The following is an 18,551-nucleotide window of genomic DNA, read 5'->3' as shown; positions in this document are numbered from 1 at the left end:
TGTTAACTCCGTTCCTTGAAAAGTACTAGAGGAGTGCTGAAAAACTAGAATGCACTAAAGATTGTAGGGTTATATGATTTATATCACCAATTTATAGGAAATTCAGATGCAATCAGCGCTCTAATTTTACAGATTCTTTTTTTTCCTTAAAACCTTGGCAAATTACGAAAAAATCCCAAAGTATTTCTGATGTACTGCGAGGTTTTGTTATTGTCTATCTTTAGACGGATATTGTTCTTAGACCTTGAAACTCTTATCTTTAGGGAATCAAACAAGGCATGTTTCAAGAATACGAAAACCATCACTGTTTCACATTATTTTCCTATTGTTATAGAACTTATTATTTTTTTAATTAAAGGCAATAAATAATAATATTCCTAATTTAAGATGGTTGGTTGTTCTTTAATGAACTGTAATGGTGAATAAGGGGAGGATCTGGGTTGAAGTTATCAATTTTGTGCACCTTATCTATGCTTAGTTCATTGGTAATCGTTTTATCGTTATTACCAAATAATGTGCTGGTGGCAACAGCAGAGAATGGAAACAAGCAAATCACGATTTTTCACACCAATGACATGCATGGCCATTTGCTGAATAATTCGAATCAGATTGGTATTGATATTATTGCAAGTATGAAAAATATGGAGTCGAATTCTCTGCTGATTGATGCTGGGGATGCAACCCAAGGCCTTCCTTTTGCTAATTTAAGAAAAGGTAAAGATGTGATTACCTTAATGAATGCAGCTGGTTATGATGGTATGACTTTGGGGAATCATGAATTTGATTTTGGCTTGGAACAAGTGTTAAAGAATGTGGCACTTGCTAAATTTCCTGTTATCTCAGCCAACACGATATATAGGGGCAAACCACTTCTTGCAGGTATAAACGGAAATAACGGGGAGTTCTTCATTAAAGAAATTAATGGTGTAGAAGTAGGGTTCTTTGGAATTACCACTCAAGAAACCGCGTATAAAACTAACCCGAATAATGTGAAGGGAGTTACATTTGAAAATCCTATAAAAACTGCCCAAAATCAGGTCGACAAGTTAGAAAAAGCAGGAGCAGATGTTATTGTCGGTATTGTTCATTTAGGCAATGAAACTTCCAGTAAACTGAAAAGTGAAGATATTGCAATTGAAGTAGATGGAATTGATGTTATATTAGATGGTCACAGTCATACTCTCATTAATGAGCATGTGAATGGAACGTTGATTGCTCAAACCGGCAGTGCAAGTGCAAATGTAGGCAAAGTGGACATTACTCTAAAAAATGATGAAATAGTCGAAGCAAAAGAAACCTTGATATCCAAAACAGAATCTGTGACCTACAAGTCTGAAGTCGAAGTGGCTAACTTCACTAAAAAAATCAGTGAATCACAAGGTACGAGCTTTAATCAAGTTGTTGGCCGAACTGAAACCCCTCTTTGGGGTGCGACAGTAAATGGGATTGCTATCGGCAGGATTAGTGAAACTAACCTAGGAGATTTGATTGCGGATTCAATGGTTTGGTCTGCTGCGTCACAGGTTAAAGAATCCAGTTATGAAAACCAGCCGATTGTCTCCTTGATAAATGGGGGAGGCATACGCGATTCGATACCTGAGGGTATTATTAACCGAGGACAAGTCATTTCAATCCTCCCTTTTGGTAATATTTTATTTCTCAAAGAAGTTAGTCCTGCTATTTTATATGATGTACTGGAAAATGGTGTTTCAAAAATAGAGAGCGTTAATCCGAAAACTGGGTTTATTACCGGTGTGGATGGAAGGTATCCACAAATTTCAGGAATGCGATTTGAATTTGATCCATCCAAAACCGCTGCCAATACGAAAGACACTACAAAGCCGTTTACAAAAGGCGAACGGGTCACTAAAATCATTTTACTTGATGCAGAAGGGTCAGATGGCGAAGTATTAAATCGTTCAGACACTACGACAAAAATCGTACTTGCTACAAATAATTTTGAAACAGCCGGTGGAGATGGCTATACAATGCTAAAAAGCCTAACTAATATTGGTGAAGGTGCTTCATTGGATATAATATTTGAAGAGTACATTACAAAGTTGACCAAAGCGGGGGATGGAGTTTTTTACTATCCGGTAAGCAAAAGAAGGTCAAGGGCAGTTACTTCTCATGTGTACTATCCTTATACTGCAGCTATTACAATCAAAAAAGGCAGAGAGATTGTCGCTAATAGTGAAGTGGTGTATACGATTGATAAAGGGAAAGCATTTAAGGGGAAAACAGATGAAAAAGGGATTTTGACTATTGGTCATATCAAATCAGGACCACATTCAATAGCTCTCTCATCTAAAGGATTATCAACGTATATTTATGTAAATGATTTGATTGATTCCACAATTATGAATTCAAGTCTTGGATCTGAAGGATATGGCAATGTCAGCAGCTATCAATTTAATCAGCGCACTACCAGAAACAATAACAAGCTGAAATAAAGAGGAGGTTGCTTTTACTAGAAGCTTAGTTTGGTCGAGTCGTAAATACAGGCAGTCAAAAATATTGTTTAGCATACGGATGCTGAAAAACAACTAAAACTAAAAAGAATAGCTACCTTATTGTTTAAATGAATGATAAACATTGTACATATTAAAGATAATACAATGGAATCGTTTTCCTTGCTTAGTTATACAAGATGTTTGAAAATAGAATTATAATAAATGATTGGAGAACAAAAGATCTCATCTTTATTATTATCAGTCAAAAGAGGTGTGGGACATGAAAAATGAAGACATAACCAAAAAATTAACTTTACATAACCCCGAAATTTTAGGGAGTGGGAATTTCTCAAAGTATGCAGTGCTTTTACCTCTCTTAGAAAAAGAAGATGGCATACATGTTCTTTTTGAAGAGAGATCACACAAACTAAGAAGGCAGCCAGGGGATATTTGTTTTCCAGGCGGAAGAATCGATAAACAGGATAGTAATGAGCAGGCAGCAGCTCTCAGGGAAACACATGAAGAACTTGGTTTGAAAAAGGAAGATATATATAATGTCTTTCCGATTGATTATCTGGTTTCTCCGTTTGGGATGATTGTTTATCCCTATGCAGGATTTGTCCGTAACCATCATCAAATAACACCTAACCCTTCTGAAGTGGAAACAATTTTTACGGTACCCCTGTCTTTTTTTATGGAAAAACCGCCAGAGATCTATCATGTGAACTATAGAGTCGAACCACCCGAAAACTTCCCCCACAAATTAGTAGTTGGCGGGGAAAATTATAAATGGCAGCCTAGACAAATGGAAGAATATTTCTACTTGTATAACGGCCGAGTAATCTGGGGAATGACGGCGAAAATTCTTACCCATTTTATTGAAATTCTACGTTAGACACTTCTAAAGCACCTTTTATTCTGAATAGAAATCTATTAAACTTTAAATATGGTAAAAGTTAGGTTTAATAAAAGGCGGGGGGATGAGTGGATGAAGAATAGTTTGGAATTACTTGAAAGGGAACGAGAATTGTCATTGGCTGAACTTGTGAAATTCAGTGAAAACCGTGAATACTACGATGAAAAAAAAGATCGAAAAATTCAGGAAGAATACTATCAGGCTGGCTCTTGGGACAGAGAAAGACTGAACAACCTGCTTGTAACCACCCACAAAAACCAGCTGAACTACTCCCCACATCGTCATGTTTATCCATGGGTTGATTTACAGGAAAACGGCAAGCTGAAAAGTTTGTATTCCGGGAAAAGGATGGACCCTGTGCAGGTCATTGAGGAAGATATTCGTATCCTTGAAATTTTGACAAAAGACATTCAAACATCAAATGTTGAAAATATTATCGTTAATTGCGAACATGTCGTACCTCAATCATGGTTTAGTAAAAAAGAACCGATGAGGGGGGATTTGCATCACTTATTTGCCTGTGAACCAACTTGTAACAGTAGCAGAGGGAACTATCCATATCATGACTTCAAGGATTATGTGCCTGAGGTATCATCTAGAGGTATAAAAGAGGGTTGCGGAAAGACAGAGGAAGGAAAATTCGAGCCAGAATATGGTAAAGGTATTGTGGCCAGGGCGACTCTGTATTTTTTACTCCGATATGAGGGGATCATTGATAGCGCCAATGTTAACATGGAACTATTGTTAGAATGGCATCAGCTTTTTCCAGTCAGTCTTTATGAAAAGCATAGAAACCAAGCTATATTTGAAGTGCAGGGTAACCGAAATCCATTTATTGATTTCCCAGAAATGGCGGAGGTATGGAAGTAGAGAAATAAATTTATTCATTTATTATTATCAAATTTGAAAGTCTGTCGTAAAAATAGATTAAAAAAATCAATTTTACAAATGGATATATTAGATAATAATGCATTTGTTTATTGAAAAAGAAAAGGATTGAAGCTGTAGTTTAGCTCCAATCCTTTTTTAGGTATTACCAATAAGATTAGCCTTGAAGAAATTTCACACATACAGGGAAGGGAACTTGAACATCCTTTTGAAGTAATGTTAATTTTCCAGTACTTTCATTCCGAGAATATAGTGTCAAGTTTCCTGATTCTTCATTAGAAGCAACAAGGAATTTTCCGCTAGGATCTATTGCAAAGTCCCGTGGCCAGTGGCCTTCGGTTGATACCAGTTCAACTAATGTAAGATTACCGGTTGCATGATTAGTTTGGAAAACAGCAATACTATCATGTCCACGGTTTGCGGCATATACGAAATGTCCATCCGCTGAAATATGAATGGCACTGCCTTGATTATTTTCACTAAAATCTTCTGGAACAGTCCGTACTGTTTGTAATTCAGAAAAGCGCCCGTTTAAGCTGTCGTAGCTTAACACAATAACTTCGGGTACTAGCTCTGCCATCACAAATGCAAATTTTCCATTAGGGTGGAAGGTCAGGTGCCGGGGGCCGCTGCCGGGAGCTACTGATAGACTATTTACTTCTTCCAAGACTCCATTATGTATTTTATAGGTGATGACTTTATCAATTCCGAGATCGACTACCGCTATGAACTTTTCATCCGGTGTGAATCCTGCAAAGTGTGAATGTGCTTTTTCCTGACGATCCTTATTCGGTCCTTTTCCTTCATGGCGGATAGTGGATGATACAGGTAGGGGGGTCGCATCTTTCTGAAGTTGATAAGCTTCAATAATGCCGTCTCCGTAATTGGAAGTAACTAAAATGTGTTTCTCGCTATCAATACTGATATGGCAAGAAGACCCATTAGGTGTAAGTTGTTTGCCTAGGTAAGTAAGATCGCTTGAATCTTCATTGATGGAGTAGGCAGAAACACCGCCGCTTCCTGCTTCCTTTAATATGGCATATAGATGCTTATTGTCTTCGCTAATTGTGATATATGTTGGATCGGTTAATTCTGCTGCAAGTACAGGTGTACTTATTTTTCCTTCAACTGTATCGAGAGTAAAACGATAAATGCCCTTACTGTTTCCTTTTGTGTATGTTCCTATATATCCTATAATGGTTTGTTGATTCTGTTTTACCATATTTATCCCCTCCAAGAAAGATTTGAGTTTATTTTAACATAGAAAGCACATATATACCTTTTTCCCGGTTTATGTGGGGTTGGAATCTTTATTATGTAAAAGGTTTTGAATGAATAAAAATCCCCCTTGTAGGGAATTAATTAATTTCCATTCAATTGACTGGTAAAACTGCATCGATAGAGATGTGCATAAAAGAGGAGACCGAAAATAAGCCTTGGTCTGTCAGTTTAATTTCCGGGATAACAGGAAGTGCTAAAAAGGCGAGAGTCAGGAAAGGATTGAAATGGCGATTAGCACCGAGTGTTAATAACGCCTCGTCGATCCTTTTTAAGGAATCAACAACTTCATTATAAGTACCTGTGCTCATTAATCCGGAAATAGGGAGAGGAAGGGAAGCAAGTGTTCTTCCATCTTGGATTACGACTAATCCACCCTGCATCTTTTTAATTTCCGTTGCTGCTATGAGCATATCCTGATCATTCGTGCCCGCAATGATTAAATTATGTGAATCATGGGCGACTGTCGTGGCAATCGCACCTGATTGCAAGCCAAGTCCTTTGACAATTCCGAGCCCTATTTGTTTTGTCATATGATGCCGTTCAATAACTGCGAGCTTAATGTGATCATTTCGTTCAGAAAACTGGAATAGGCCATTATTAAGATAAACCGGTTCAATAAGGTGCTTTGTAATCAAGCTGTTTGGTGTTATTTCAATAATATTAGCCAATTTATTTTTGAGCTGAATGGATAAATCTTTCTCTGTTATTTTATGAAGGTTTACAGAATGTTTTAAATCATTTTCCATAATACATTCCTTGCTTTCCGGAAAGTTTATTAGTTGATTATTTTGTACAATAAGATTTCCATCTTTAAATACGGAGTGAATTTGGAGAGAAACAAGATCATCAAATAGAAGAAAGTCTGCCCTATATCCAGGTGCAATTGCCCCGTGTTCCTTTAACCCAAAGCATTCGGCCGCGTTAATGGTCGCCATTTGAATTGCGGTCAGAGGGGGAATGCCATTTTCTATGGAAAGTCGAACGTTATGGTCAATGCTTCCTTCTGACACAATATCATCCAGATGTCGGTCATCTGTGACAAATAAACAACGACGGGAATTTCTCTCGTTTATGGCTGGAACCAGGTTTACTAAGTCTTTTGCAACAGTTCCCTCCCTGATCATAAGATACATTCCTTTACGAAGTCTCTCTTTTGCCTCTTTTGCTGTTGTGCATTCATGATCGGATTTAATACCTGCAGACATATAAATATTGAGCTGTTGTTCGGTTAAGCCCGCGGCGTGGCCATCAATGCTTTTGCCATGTTTTATTGCATCGTTTAATTTTTGCAGCATATCCTCTTCTGTATTGGAGACGGCTGGAAAATTCATCACTTCGGCTAAACCAAGCACCCTTGGATTTTGATAGAATGAAGTTAGATCTTCGCTATTTAAGACAGCACCTGAATGTTCGAATTTTGTCGCCGGTACACAAGATGGCATCATAAAGTAGAAGTCAAAAGGAAGGTCATTGGATTGTTTGATCATGTATTGAATGCCCTTTGTTCCTGAAACGTTGGCAATTTCATGCGGATCTGCAACAATGCAGGTCACTCCATGTAAAAGCAGTATTTTTGCTAGTTCAGAAGGACGAACCATTGAGGATTCAATATGGACATGACCATCGATAAAGGTGGGTGAAACATATTTACCAGCGGCATCAATTTCTGATTTGCCCTCGTAACTTCCAATACCGGCAAAAAAACCGTCCACGATTGCGATGTCGCCAGTATAGGTATTACCATTAAATACATCAATAATCCGACCATTTTTAATGACGCAATCAGCAGGCTTTCTTCCTGACGCAACTTCGATTCTCCTTTGAAGCAAACTTTTTTTCATTATCATACCCTCCTTTTCAAAAAAACTTTCCGATTAGTAATTCACTTTTTCTGAATATGTCTCCCATGTACGGAACGGTAAATCATGGTTATTGAAAGGTATTTGCTGCATTTTAATAGAACGGTTCTCCATTGGTAGGGCGAGTTCTTGGTATATAAAATGATCATCGAAGCCGATACAGGCAGCATCCTCTTTTGTACAAGCGTAATAAATCACTTTTGGACGGGCCCAATAAAGAGCACCGATACACATTGGACACGGTTCGCAGCTTGTGTATATTTCACAATCAGTAAGCTGGTAACTGTTAAGATTTCTGCAAGCATCACGAATCGCTTGTACTTCAGCATGAGCGGTCGGATCATTGGCTGTTGTCACATTATTACAACCTCTTCCAACAATCACGCCATCTTTTACAATAATAGCCCCAAATGGTCCTCCGTTCTTTGCCAATACATTTTCATATGCAAGTTGAACTGCCATCTCCATGAATTTTACATCCAATTAAAACACCCCTTAAAAGATTTTTGATAAACAGTAAAGAGTTTGTGTGATATTTAATGACGTAAATACAATAAATAATATAACATATATGGATAAAAGTTGAATAATATTTTCAGAAAATAATGAAAAATACTTTTGTGTTAGTAAATATAACGTCGATAATATTAAAATTATTGAGAAGTATTTTTACAAATTATTTTAAAACTGATATTGTTAGAAGAAAATCATTAAGATTATGAAGGTGAAATGTATGGGGTTTTTGGGAGTTCTTTTACCGATATTCGGTATTTTTGTTTTAGGGTTCGTCGGTCAGAAAAAGTTTCAACTTGATACAAAATCCATTTCGACGGCAGCATTATATTTAATGTCACCTTTTCTTGTGTTCCGTACGTTTTATACAGCTGAATTTAATGTTAATTATTTTTATCTGTTTTTATTCACGATTGTACTCTGTCTTTCTCTTATTTTAGTTGTCTATATCATTTCGTTTTTTCGTAATTATACAGTAACGGAAACGAGTGGGATGATCTTAGCGTCCGCATTCATGAATAATGGAAATTACGGAACACCAGTCATTTTCCTTCTATTTGGAGCAGCAGGACTTGATTATGCCATCATTCTAATGGTAGGCCAGCAGTTAGTCATGTGTACAATAGGTATATATTTTGCTGCAAAGGGAAGTCCGGAAGGTAACGGAGTACATTCTGCACTTAAAGCCGTGTGTAGGATGCCGATTGTGTACGGAGCAATTGCAGGTGTAGTTTTTAAGTTTGTGAACATTCCTTTAAGCAATTCGGTTATGGAAGCCGTCAACCTTGTTGCAAATGCGGCAATTCCGACAATTATGATTACACTTGGAATGCAGCTTGCCAACATCTCACTAAAAAAAATCGCGCTACAAAAGCTCTCTATCTCGTTGCTGGTAAAGCTTGCTATATCTCCAGCCATTGCTTTCCTATTATCACTTGCTTTGCCGGTAGATGATATGGTCAGGCATATTATGATTATCGTAGCTGCTATGCCGACGGCAGCTAACACCACGATGTACGCGCTTCAATTTAATACGGAGCCTGAATTTGTATCAAGTGCCACGTTCATTAGTACATCCTTAAGTTTGATTACGCTTCCTATCGTCTTTTTCTTTGTATTATAGATGAATATTTTAATATTTATGAAAATTAATTAGGAAACATTAGTTTATTATGAAACTTAAAATCTTTCCGTACCTACAAAAAACAAACCGAAATATTACTTTGATTATTACAGGGATTTTGTCCCCAATTATATCGGTTTTTATTACTCTTGAAGTATTAATGACTGTTGAAAAAAATAGCAAATTCAGAAGTGAGCTTCAAGCTTTATTCGCTATGAATACGTATATATATAGTACAGCCATTTCTTATTTTGTGGCAGAATATTCTTGGAGCTTCTTTTTCTCTGCAATAGGAATTGTATTTGATATTTTATCGGCGAAAAAGGCGTCAAGATTAAATCTGATTAAACCTCTTGGCCATGAATAAGATGTGTGAAAAACTTGTACATGAATAAACTGTACAAGTTTTTTTACATTGCAAAAGTGTATAAGGATAATTACTATTATGCAATAAGAGATACGTGGATTAAAAAGCAATGCATCCATCCAAGTAGATGGAAAAAAAACAAAAACCCTAATAAATAAATACCCATCAAAAAGAAATTAAGAACGATAATAGATGATAGATAAGTGGGTGAGTACAGTTTTTTTCTCTTTAGTTAGCATCAAGTTAACCATCCTTTCGAAATGTTAATTTTACTATAAAGGGATTTCAGAAAAGGTTGCCCAATGACTATTTTTGAATATGTTCATCAATGATACATTTTTCTTCTTTGTATAGGTGGGAATCGTTAGAAAGATATACTTAATGTTGTAAAACCGCATTTTCAGAACGGTACCCCAATTAGCGCAATTAGGAGAAGACCTGCAGCGATTCCGATAAAGACTGGATTAATCATAACTGCAAGATTCAAGAGAATAACGCTTATTAAGGATGGGGTAATTGCCAATGGAAAATGCTTCTTCATATTTCACAATATTTTTGCGAAAACCAAATAATAGATGGTGAATAAAGACGTAAAGATCAGTCAATAATAGGGAACGAAAAATAGCTAAGAGATCTGATTTAAAGTTATGGGTAGGAAAGAATAGAAAAGGCCTAAGTTAGGAAAGTTACTTAATAATTGTAACGGTATTACTCTGTCTGAACTTAGTAGCGGCAAGGGTAAATAGAAATAGCATTAGTAGAACAACTCAAACTAAGGAATTAAGCTGTCTATGACAAATGCAGCTATTATCAATCATTAAGGCTTTGAAAAAAATGGACATAATAATTATGATGGTTTATAGAGCAAATAAAGTGAGGGGATTTTTTTATATATGGAAGGAGAAAACCACGAAAAGTATACGGGTTTAATTTAGATCTGTTGTATTTATTGGAATAAGAAATCTCAATGAAATTTGAAACATACTAAAAGGAGCTTTTCATGGAAGACTTAATGCAACCAATTATTCGTACAGGTATTTCCTATATAGTCTTACTTGTTTTTACATACTTGTTTGGTAAACGCATGAATTCCCAACTAAATTATTATAGTTTTGCTTTATCCGTAACAGTTGGCTCCTATATTGCAAATATGGGATTTGATACAAACCTTAAATTTTTTCCAACACTCGCTTCTTTTCTAACACTGATTTTTATCTTTTTTCTATCTTCTATTTTTTCTTTCAAACAAAGAGGTTTTCGAAAATACTTATCAGGACAGCCTATTATTATTATTGAAAAAGGGGAAATCAATGAGTTCAACATGAGAAAAGCTAAATATTCTATCGATGATTTAAAACAGCAAATCAGGGAACAAGGGGTATTTAAGATAGATCAAATTGAAACAGCAATACTCGAAGTTAGTGGTAAACTTTCGATTCAAAAAAAAGAAGAATACCAACCATTATTGAAGAAAGATAAAGATCTATTATCTTCCGAAATTCCCATTGAACTCATATTTAATGGTGTAATTATTACAAAAAATTTAACCTCTGTCTACAACAAAGAATGGGTTATGAAACAATGCAAAGATCGCAAAATAACGGCTAAGGATGTTCGATATGGAGTCGTCGGCAGGAATGGAGTTTTTTATGTAATGAATTGATAGGAGATAATTATGCGGCATTCAGGATATTTTAACACCACAAGATTCATAAAATCCTATATGCTAATTTAACTTCAAAAATAAAAAAAGAAAACTTCCTGGAGAAGTTTGGAATGATGCAGGATCTTGTTACAGGATGCGTAGCTATAGTGTATTGGAATGATTCAACTAAAGAAAAATCGGGCAGTCTGGCATGTGGAATTTAGCATAAAATCTTAAAGCTGAGCTTACTTTTTTATTTTCTGCGCAGCTAGTTTATAATTTTCTATACAATTATTTTTAAAAAAACTGGGGAGGAGATTTTGTGTTTCAGACTAAAATCCAACTAGCTAATCCTGACAAAATTGATTCCGTTTTAAAAGAAATTGTTCAAAACTCCTATGAAGAGGTGCGGGAAGAAAGACTTCTGCTATGTATGGAATGTGGAGATGTGGATCTTTATATCGCCGCTTCAAATCATGAAGAACTTCAAGATGCGATTAACGAAAATTTTGAAATTGATGAATGTGGTGAAATCATAAAGTTAGAAGAACACCAACAACTTATGGATGATCTATACGAGTATTTCTTAAAGCTGCATAAGGAAAGTAATTTGTTTGATTTTTTTCCTGCAGGTTATTATATTGTGGATGGGGAAAGTCGTGAATCGGAAACGGATATGTTGGGACCAAAAGGTCTATTTTCAGCGCCGTTTGAAGATGCTATAAAGGAATAAAAAAGACAGCGTATTGCTGTCTTTTTTATTGGTCTACTTGTTTTATTAACATTTGCTGTCTTCCGCTAAAACGTACGTACCACTGACTGGTATTTTGGGAAATAAATACTTTTTTGATTATGGAGGAAAAAAACGAGTGGTAAAATGGACCTAATTAGGTGAAATTTATGAAATATAGCAATAATATCATGAAACACAATGAGGTTTTTAACAATTTTAAGTTTATATGGTAATTTTAAGAAGTATTAGATATAATAAAAATGTAATGATAGAATATGATATTTAAATTACTAGTTTAATATAGCTTTAATAATCGTCTTATATATTTTCATCGTTTCAAGGGAAATAATAGAAGATGAAGTTTTAACTTATGATTTCAGATAGATATTAAAAAGAAGATTTTTTACCCAACAGATTGCAACTTTATATATTTAGAATTCTGATTATTATTAATTTTCGGACTTTAATCACTTTTACATATCTTATAGGCTTAGGGAGGTTAATTATGATTGTTTTTGATCAAGTTAATAAGTATTATGGTGATTTTCATGTTTTGAAAAATATTAATCTTACAATTAACAAAGGGGAAGTAGTTGTTGTCATTGGTCCATCCGGTTCTGGAAAAAGTACACTGCTTCGTTGTATTAATCGCTTAGAGACGATATCAGAAGGTTCACTTTCGGTTAACGGTTTGAATGTAGCGGATAAAAAAACAGATATAAACAAGCTGCGCCGAAATATTGGTATGGTTTTTCAACATTTTCATCTCTATCCTCATAAAACCGTGCTTGAGAATATCATGCTTGCTCCTAAGAAGGTTTTAGGACAAACAGATGCTGAAGCGAAAAAAATCGCGCAAAAGTATTTGGAAAAGGTGGGAATTGCAGATAAAGCAAATTCTTTTCCTTCGCAGCTTTCAGGTGGACAGCAGCAGCGGGTAGCCATTGCCAGAGGCTTGGCTATGGGACCGGAAATCATGTTGTTTGATGAACCAACCTCAGCCTTGGATCCAGAAATGATTGGCGAGGTACTGGATGTAATGAAGGCACTTGCCCATGAAGGAATGACGATGGTCGTAGTAACGCACGAAATGGGATTTGCCCGTGAAGTCGCAGATCGAATCGTTTTCATGGACGAGGGCAAGGTTTTAGAAGAGGCAATACCGGCTGAGTTTTACGCAAATCCTCGTGAAGAGAGGGCTCGATTATTTCTTAGCCGTATATTAAATCATTAAATAAAAAACAGGGGTGAATAACATGTTGAAGAAAAAAAAGTGGTTGCAATTATCATTGCTTTCAGTACTGGCTGTAATTTTATTAGCTGGCTGTGGCGGGGACAAAGTGTCCAATAATGGTAAAGAAAGCGGAAGCAAAGACAAAGATAAAGACGTTCTAACACAGGTAAAGGATAATGATAAGATTGTTTTCGGCGTAAAAAATGATACACGGTTATTCGGCTTGAAAAACCCGAGTACAGGTGAGGTAGAAGGCTTTGATATTGATATTGCTAAAGCTCTTGCAGCTGAGATTCTTGGTGACGAAAAGAAAGTTGAATTCAAAGAAGTAACTTCGAAAACAAGAATGGCATTATTGAATAATGGAGATATCGATGCGATTGTAGCTACTATGACAATCACAGATGATCGAAAAAAAGAAGTTGATTTCACTGATGTATACTTTGATGCTGGACAATCTTTACTTGTTAAAAAAGGAAGCGATATTGAAGGTATTGATAGTTTAAAAGGTAAAAAGGTATTGGCTGTAAAAGGTTCTACTTCAGCCATAAATATCCGTGAAAAAGCTCCTGACGCACAAGTACTGGAATTTGAAAACTATTCTGAAGCATTTGCTGCACTTAAGTCTGGCCAAGGCGAAGCCTTAACTACAGATGATTCCATCCTTTATGGAATGGCAGATGAAGATCCGAATTATGAGCTTGTTGGTGGTACATTTACAGACGAACCTTATGGAATTGCTGTTAAAAAAGGAAATGAAAACTTTGTGGCTGAATTGAATAAGGCACTTAAATCTCTTAAAGATTCAGGCAAGTATGATGAAATCCATGATAAATGGATTAAACATTAATACATTTACCTTTTAAAAAGGTGAATAAGTTTAAATTGGATTTTTATAATAATTCTGAAGTTTAAACATTGTCATCTGTCAGGATGAGCAAATTACTCATCCTGATTAGTTAGGGGAGTGTATGCCGTGCTTGATTTCTCCATTTTAACAGAGAATCTAGATATGTATTTAGTAGGCTTCAAAAATACAATCATGTCGAGTTTGATAGCGTTAGTAGCGAGTTTGATTCTTGGTGTGCTTGTTGCTATTATGCGGATAGCCCCGCTAAAGCCACTAAACTGGTTTGGAACCGCCTATGTCGAGATTATTCGAAATATTCCGTTATTGATTATTACATTTTTCTTCTTTTTAGGTCTTAAATTAAGTGGAATATACGCAGGAACCTTAGCCTTAACTATTTATACGTCATCTTTTATAGCAGAAGCCATTCGAGCTGGTATACTTTCTGTACCAAAGGGCCAAATGGAAGCTGCGCGTTCATCAGGACTGACTTATGGGCAGGCAATGAGACTTGTCATTCTGCCACAAGCAGTAAAAATAGTTATTCCCCCGCTCGGAAACCAATTTATCAATCTTGTTAAAAATTCTTCCATTTTAGCCGTGGTTGCTGGGCTTGATCTTATGTACCATGGTGATTTGATTTCTTCAAGGACATTTATTGTATTCGATGTCTATATTTTCGTCGCAGCTTTTTACTTAATTCTTACCATTCCTTTAAGTCTTGGCGTTGGTTATTTAGAAAAACGTCTGGCTAAGAGTAATTGAGGGAGGTATAAGACATGGATTTTGCAGGTGCCTATACACCAGATAATATCAAATTTTTATTAGAAGGTTTTTGGGTAACAATACAGGTGGCCTTTGTATCTATTATTTTGAGTTTCATTATTGGTGGGCTTGTGGGAATAATCCGGTATGCAAAAGTGCCAGTGTTATCACAAATATTAGCAATGATTGTGGAAACAGTACGTAATTTACCATTGCTATTAATTATATTTTTTACGTATTTTGCTTTACCAGAGGTACGAATAAAATTAGAGATCATTCCGGCTGCTATCGTTGCCTTGACAATTTTTGAGTCAGCCATGCTTTCTGAGGTAATTCGAAGTGGATTAAAATCCGTTGATAAAGGCCAAATGGAGGCTGCGCGTTCATCAGGTTTGAGCTATGTACAGGCATTGATACATATCATCCTCCCTCAGGCTTTGCGCCGCATGGTACCTCCTATTGTCAGTCAATTTATATCTTTATTAAAGGATACCTCTTTAGCGGTTGTTATATCATTACCGGAGCTAACTCATCATGGCCAAATTATTTATGGGCAAAGTCAAAAATTTTTAATACCAATTTTAATTCTCGTTGCTCTCATGTATTTCGTCGTTAATTATAGTTTGTCTATAGTAGCACAGAGACTTGAATTGAAACGAACTTAAAAAATCCGACTCATTATTTGAGTCGGTTTTTTTAACATTCATGTTTTATTTGGAGGATTCAATCCACTCAATTGGCATTGTATCAAAAAGTAGTTTGTAATGAATTACTCAATAAATGAATCTTTTACTGACATAAACCGTATATATAAGTAAAAAAGAAAGTAGGTGGAATAATTGTCTGAAATTAAACAAAGTAATAGTAAAGCAATTGTATCATTAATTATGGGGATTTTATCTCTTCTTATTCCATTCATCGGAATTATATTAGGTATTCTAGGTTTGATTTTTGCTTCAAAGAGTAAAAAAGAAATGGCCCAATCGGGGGAATCTGGAAATGGTTTGGTGACTGCTGGTAAAATATGTAGTATTATCGGAATAATCCTAAATGTGATTATGATTCTTATTTTTCTAGTGTTATTTTTTTTCACAGTAAATACGGACAGTATGGTTTATTAAATTTCAAATGCAAACTTGACAAAGAAAAATAAGTTGAAACTATTTTAGGTGGAATTTTGTGCTATAATTAACATAAAAACCTAAAGATTCATAGGAGGGATGATATTTTTGACCGTTCAGATCTATGAGTATCCAGCCGTTTTTTATTACGAAAAACACCCCTTAATATTAGACTCATTTTCCGTTCAAGTTTGTTTTCCAGATTTTAAGCGAAATGGATTTATCTCAACCGTTAGCGGCAGAAATCGGGTCGAAGCTTTAGCTTGTGCTCAAGAACTGTTAGAATCCATGGTCGAACATTTTATTCACGACAAAAAAACAATCCCTGATGCCAGTGAAATGGAAAAAGTGAATTTAGATAGAGGTATTAATATATGCGAGGCTGCTCCATTTCGCATTGAAATAGAAAATATCATATATGAGAAATAAAAAAACCTTGCCTGGTAGAAGACAAGGTTTTTTGTTTGATAATAATAACATCTATGAGTCCTTTAGAAGTTGTAAAAACGGAAGGTATGTAAAAACCGTTACAAAGATATTGGGTCTTGCATTTTCGAGCCTAAAAAGGCTTACTTGTTTCGCAAAACCAGGAAAACAATGATAGCAAATGAAGAGATATAAGATGAGACCTTTTTTCCTGAAGGCATGGAGAGCGCATCCGATTATTGAGTTATAGTATGGGAGCAAAGGGGAAAGAGACTATTGAAAACAAAACCATCATTACCTATAGAGGAATGATGGTTTTGTTTTTTAAAATTAAATAAAACCATGAAAAACAAATACTTAAAGAAATAATCCTTATTTATTAAAATTAATATTTTTTTGGAAAGGATATTGCGTTCTCTATAACGAATATGTATAGTAAAGGTAATCTAGGTAAAAAGTATCAATAGTTAAAGATTTGGAGGTATATGAATGAAATATTATATAGCATCAGACGAAAAAAATTTGAAGCAAGTTAGATCGTTGATAAAGAAATTGAATGCCAAGGGATTTACATGTGTAAATGACTGGAATTTAATCGAGAACGACGATAAACAAGGAGTTATAGATAGTATAGGGGAGTACGAAAAAAAGGGAATTGAGGATGCAGATTTTATGCTAATTTTTCTTACTGCAGGTAAAGGAAATCTTTATGAGCTTGGATATGCTTTGTCTTTAAATAAGAAAATTGTTGTATATTCTCCAGAGAAAGACAATTACCACATTAATAAAAAATCAATTTTCCATAATCTACCCGGTGTAACTATCTGTAGTGGAACGTTATATAAGCTTGTTAAATTGATAAATACGCTTTCTTCACAAGGAGTAGATGAAACAAGTTCACTGCACCTTAAATAAATCTCAAATGTAGAAAAAGGTAAAGATACCCTCAAATAAAATATCTTTTGAACGTAATGTTTAATATATTAAACATGAGGGTAAAAGTTACTTAAACTAAAAGGGAGGCAGACTGTTTTGGCTATTATAGATATCGACCAATTGTTGCTAGCTACAGAAGAGATTGCCGAAGAGTCAGTTCCATTCCATCTCTATACATTTGACATTGATCAATTATTAGATAAAACGGATAACTGGTAAAGTAAAGCATGCCTAGAGGATATGCTTCTTTTCTGTGGGAAAATTAACCTGATTACCATTATAAAAAGAAATATAAAGTAATCAGGCAATGAAGTTCATATTAAGAAGTGGGAAAAAAATTAAAAATGGCGCCCTTTAACGAATCCTAAAATCACAAACATTGATATAGTACCGGCAACAAAAGTTACTTTAATTATATTTATGAGTAGTTCATCGTACATTTGTATTCCCTCCTTGTATGTAATGAAAGACAATGCGGTTATGATTAGCTGTTTATGTATAAATTATAACATAAATTTTACAAGTGAAGGTGGGAAAAAGGAACCGAAATGTATGATAATGTAATAATTGTTACATTTTAGACTAAAATCTAGCCAAAAAAAAGATATCATCAATAACAGATGATATCAATGATCGATTATTTAATTCCTAGGGCTTTCTTCGTTTTTGGTCCAACTACCCCATCAGGTGTTAGTTTGTTATTCTTCTGGAATTTCTTTACAGCTATTTCTGTATTATTTCCAAATACCCCATCTATTCCCTTTGTACTATATCCAAGAGTTGTTAATCTTTTTTGAAGTTCACGTACTTGTGGTCCGTTGCTTCCTTTCTTTAAAATTGAAATTGTGTTCCCCACTGGGATACTCTCTGATCCGTTAACCTTATATCCATTTGTAGCCGCTATGGAAGCAAATGATTTACTGGAACTGGTAATTATGACGGTTGTGTTCATATTAACCTTACCATATAACCACTTTACATCTTCATTATACATACGAACACAGCCGGCACTTATATATTTTCCAATGGACTTTGAATCATTATTTCCATGTATTGCATACGTATTTCCTGGTGTATTTCGTGCATTAATCCCCAACCATCGATTGCCTAGAGGATTTTTAGGATCTCCTCCTCTAATTTTACCTTTATAATAGGGGCGATTGACAATCTTTGTAACTACCTTAAACTTTCCTTCAGGAGTGTAGGAGGATTTTTTTCCAGTCGCTACAATAAATACTCTCACTAATTTATTATTTTCATAGTAGGCAAGCTGATTATTGGACTTATTGATGATAATCAGCTGTTTTGATGCTGCATTTGAAGAATTACTGTATCCACCAAAACAAAAAAAGAACATTAATACAAATACGATAAATTTTTTCATGTTTTCCCCGTCCCTTATTTAAGTACCTGCATATTCACGCATATACTATCCTATGCA

The 18,551-nt window shown here is 35.2% G+C and carries 20 protein-coding genes; 15 read left to right on the top strand and 5 right to left on the bottom strand.

The window, feature by feature from the left end:
• Window positions 1–440: 440 nt before the first annotated feature.
• From JFV29_RS16100 to JFV29_RS16090, 3 genes are all read left to right on the top strand, one after another.
• Window positions 441–2,453: a bifunctional metallophosphatase/5'-nucleotidase gene (locus JFV29_RS16100; protein WP_201185192.1), complete on the top strand. Its 2,013-nt coding sequence runs from the start codon at window positions 441–443 to the stop codon at window positions 2,451–2,453.
• Window positions 2,454–2,733: 280 nt separating this feature from the next.
• The gene (locus JFV29_RS16095) at window positions 2,734–3,348 is read left to right on the top strand and encodes an NUDIX hydrolase (protein ID WP_201185190.1); all 615 of its coding nucleotides are present in this window, start codon (window positions 2,734–2,736) and stop codon (window positions 3,346–3,348) included.
• A gap of 93 nt (window positions 3,349–3,441) precedes the next feature.
• The gene (locus JFV29_RS16090) at window positions 3,442–4,239 is read left to right on the top strand and encodes an endonuclease I family protein (RefSeq protein ID WP_201185188.1); all 798 of its coding nucleotides are present in this window, start codon (window positions 3,442–3,444) and stop codon (window positions 4,237–4,239) included.
• 175 nt (window positions 4,240–4,414) lie between these two features.
• Here JFV29_RS16090 and JFV29_RS16085 read toward each other — a convergent pair whose 3' ends face one another.
• The 3 genes from JFV29_RS16085 to JFV29_RS16075 form a co-directional block, all read right to left on the bottom strand.
• Entirely contained in the window at window positions 4,415–5,479 is a 1,065-nt protein-coding gene (locus JFV29_RS16085; protein WP_201185187.1) for a lactonase family protein, read from the bottom strand.
• Between the two features lie 151 nt (window positions 5,480–5,630).
• Window positions 5,631–7,385 carry an adenine deaminase gene (gene ade / locus JFV29_RS16080; protein ID WP_201185186.1) on the bottom strand — a complete coding sequence of 585 codons (1,755 nt, stop codon included), beginning with the start codon at window positions 7,383–7,385 and terminating at the stop codon, window positions 5,631–5,633.
• Window positions 7,386–7,412: 27 nt separating this feature from the next.
• Window positions 7,413–7,865 carry a nucleoside deaminase gene (locus tag JFV29_RS16075; protein ID WP_446728267.1) on the bottom strand — a complete coding sequence of 151 codons (453 nt, stop codon included), beginning with the start codon at window positions 7,863–7,865 and terminating at the stop codon, window positions 7,413–7,415.
• Window positions 7,866–8,130: 265 nt separating this feature from the next.
• Between JFV29_RS16075 and JFV29_RS16070 the strand changes: the two genes are divergently transcribed.
• Both JFV29_RS16070 and JFV29_RS16065 read left to right on the top strand, forming a co-directional pair.
• Window positions 8,131–9,033 carry an AEC family transporter gene (locus tag JFV29_RS16070; protein WP_056520588.1) on the top strand — a complete coding sequence of 301 codons (903 nt, stop codon included), beginning with the start codon at window positions 8,131–8,133 and terminating at the stop codon, window positions 9,031–9,033.
• A 49-nt stretch (window positions 9,034–9,082) separates the two neighbouring features.
• Window positions 9,083–9,400 (top strand): hypothetical protein, encoded by a 318-nt coding sequence (locus JFV29_RS16065; RefSeq protein ID WP_201185184.1) that lies wholly within the window; start codon window positions 9,083–9,085, stop codon window positions 9,398–9,400.
• A 400-nt stretch (window positions 9,401–9,800) separates the two neighbouring features.
• Here the strand turns inward: JFV29_RS16065 and JFV29_RS31175 are convergent, their stop codons facing one another.
• Complete coding sequence (locus JFV29_RS31175; RefSeq protein WP_274606993.1) at window positions 9,801–9,923, bottom strand: hypothetical protein; 123 nt, start codon at window positions 9,921–9,923, stop codon at window positions 9,801–9,803.
• Between the two features lie 477 nt (window positions 9,924–10,400).
• On the opposite strand from JFV29_RS31175, the gene JFV29_RS16060 reads away from it, so the two are divergent.
• From JFV29_RS16060 to JFV29_RS31170, 10 genes are all read left to right on the top strand, one after another.
• Window positions 10,401–11,063: a DUF421 domain-containing protein gene (locus JFV29_RS16060; RefSeq protein ID WP_201185183.1), complete on the top strand. Its 663-nt coding sequence runs from the start codon at window positions 10,401–10,403 to the stop codon at window positions 11,061–11,063.
• 304 nt (window positions 11,064–11,367) lie between these two features.
• Window positions 11,368–11,778, top strand: coding sequence for a hypothetical protein (locus JFV29_RS16055; protein ID WP_201185182.1), 411 nt, complete (start codon window positions 11,368–11,370; stop codon window positions 11,776–11,778).
• 505 nt (window positions 11,779–12,283) lie between these two features.
• Entirely contained in the window at window positions 12,284–13,012 is a 729-nt protein-coding gene (locus tag JFV29_RS16050; RefSeq protein ID WP_053346386.1) for an amino acid ABC transporter ATP-binding protein, read from the top strand.
• A 22-nt stretch (window positions 13,013–13,034) separates the two neighbouring features.
• Window positions 13,035–13,862, top strand: a complete 828-nt coding sequence (locus JFV29_RS16045; protein ID WP_201185181.1) for a transporter substrate-binding domain-containing protein — start codon at window positions 13,035–13,037, stop codon at window positions 13,860–13,862.
• Between the two features lie 126 nt (window positions 13,863–13,988).
• The gene (locus JFV29_RS16040; RefSeq protein WP_201185179.1) at window positions 13,989–14,627 is read left to right on the top strand and encodes an amino acid ABC transporter permease; all 639 of its coding nucleotides are present in this window, start codon (window positions 13,989–13,991) and stop codon (window positions 14,625–14,627) included.
• A 14-nt stretch (window positions 14,628–14,641) separates the two neighbouring features.
• Window positions 14,642–15,292, top strand: a complete 651-nt coding sequence (locus tag JFV29_RS16035; RefSeq protein WP_053346383.1) for an amino acid ABC transporter permease — start codon at window positions 14,642–14,644, stop codon at window positions 15,290–15,292.
• A gap of 174 nt (window positions 15,293–15,466) precedes the next feature.
• Entirely contained in the window at window positions 15,467–15,748 is a 282-nt protein-coding gene (locus tag JFV29_RS16030) for a DUF4190 domain-containing protein (RefSeq protein WP_201185178.1), read from the top strand.
• Window positions 15,749–15,856: 108 nt separating this feature from the next.
• Complete coding sequence (locus tag JFV29_RS16025; RefSeq protein WP_201185176.1) at window positions 15,857–16,177, top strand: type II toxin-antitoxin system HicB family antitoxin; 321 nt, start codon at window positions 15,857–15,859, stop codon at window positions 16,175–16,177.
• 486 nt (window positions 16,178–16,663) lie between these two features.
• Window positions 16,664–17,089, top strand: coding sequence for a nucleoside 2-deoxyribosyltransferase (locus JFV29_RS16020; RefSeq protein WP_201185174.1), 426 nt, complete (start codon window positions 16,664–16,666; stop codon window positions 17,087–17,089).
• 117 nt (window positions 17,090–17,206) lie between these two features.
• A complete protein-coding gene (locus JFV29_RS31170; protein ID WP_255264044.1) occupies window positions 17,207–17,329 on the top strand; it encodes a hypothetical protein in 123 nt (40 codons plus the stop codon).
• A gap of 418 nt (window positions 17,330–17,747) precedes the next feature.
• Here the strand turns inward: JFV29_RS31170 and JFV29_RS16015 are convergent, their stop codons facing one another.
• Entirely contained in the window at window positions 17,748–18,494 is a 747-nt protein-coding gene (locus tag JFV29_RS16015) for a L,D-transpeptidase family protein (protein WP_201185172.1), read from the bottom strand.
• Between the last annotated feature and the right edge of the window lie 57 nt (window positions 18,495–18,551).

The organism is Peribacillus sp. TH16 (assembly GCF_016651095.1).
Taxonomy (GTDB): Bacteria; Bacillota; Bacilli; order Bacillales; family DSM-1321; genus Peribacillus; species Peribacillus butanolivorans.
Note: the sequence above shows the minus strand (reverse complement) of the source record. Positions and strands in the feature narration are given on the sequence as shown.

What these genes read in the sequence shown, in the direction of transcription:
- JFV29_RS16095 (WP_201185190.1), top strand. Translation starts at nt 2,734, where the DNA reads ATGAAAAATGAAGACATAACCAAAAAATTAACTTTACATAACCCCGAA.
- JFV29_RS16090 (WP_201185188.1), top strand. Translation starts at nt 3,442, where the DNA reads ATGAAGAATAGTTTGGAATTACTTGAAAGGGAACGAGAATTGTCATTG.
- JFV29_RS16085 (WP_201185187.1), bottom strand. Translation starts at nt 5,479, where the DNA reads ATGGTAAAACAGAATCAACAAACCATTATAGGATATATAGGAACATAC.
- ade (WP_201185186.1), bottom strand. Translation starts at nt 7,385, where the DNA reads ATGATAATGAAAAAAAGTTTGCTTCAAAGGAGAATCGAAGTTGCGTCA.
- JFV29_RS16075 (WP_446728267.1), bottom strand. Translation starts at nt 7,865, where the DNA reads ATGGAGATGGCAGTTCAACTTGCATATGAAAATGTATTGGCAAAGAAC.
- JFV29_RS16070 (WP_056520588.1), top strand. Translation starts at nt 8,131, where the DNA reads ATGGGGTTTTTGGGAGTTCTTTTACCGATATTCGGTATTTTTGTTTTA.
- JFV29_RS16065 (WP_201185184.1), top strand. Translation starts at nt 9,083, where the DNA reads ATGAAACTTAAAATCTTTCCGTACCTACAAAAAACAAACCGAAATATT.
- JFV29_RS16060 (WP_201185183.1), top strand. Translation starts at nt 10,401, where the DNA reads ATGGAAGACTTAATGCAACCAATTATTCGTACAGGTATTTCCTATATA.
- JFV29_RS16050 (WP_053346386.1), top strand. Translation starts at nt 12,284, where the DNA reads ATGATTGTTTTTGATCAAGTTAATAAGTATTATGGTGATTTTCATGTT.
- JFV29_RS16045 (WP_201185181.1), top strand. Translation starts at nt 13,035, where the DNA reads ATGTTGAAGAAAAAAAAGTGGTTGCAATTATCATTGCTTTCAGTACTG.
- JFV29_RS16035 (WP_053346383.1), top strand. Translation starts at nt 14,642, where the DNA reads ATGGATTTTGCAGGTGCCTATACACCAGATAATATCAAATTTTTATTA.
- JFV29_RS16020 (WP_201185174.1), top strand. Translation starts at nt 16,664, where the DNA reads ATGAAATATTATATAGCATCAGACGAAAAAAATTTGAAGCAAGTTAGA.
- JFV29_RS16015 (WP_201185172.1), bottom strand. Translation starts at nt 18,494, where the DNA reads ATGAAAAAATTTATCGTATTTGTATTAATGTTCTTTTTTTGTTTTGGT.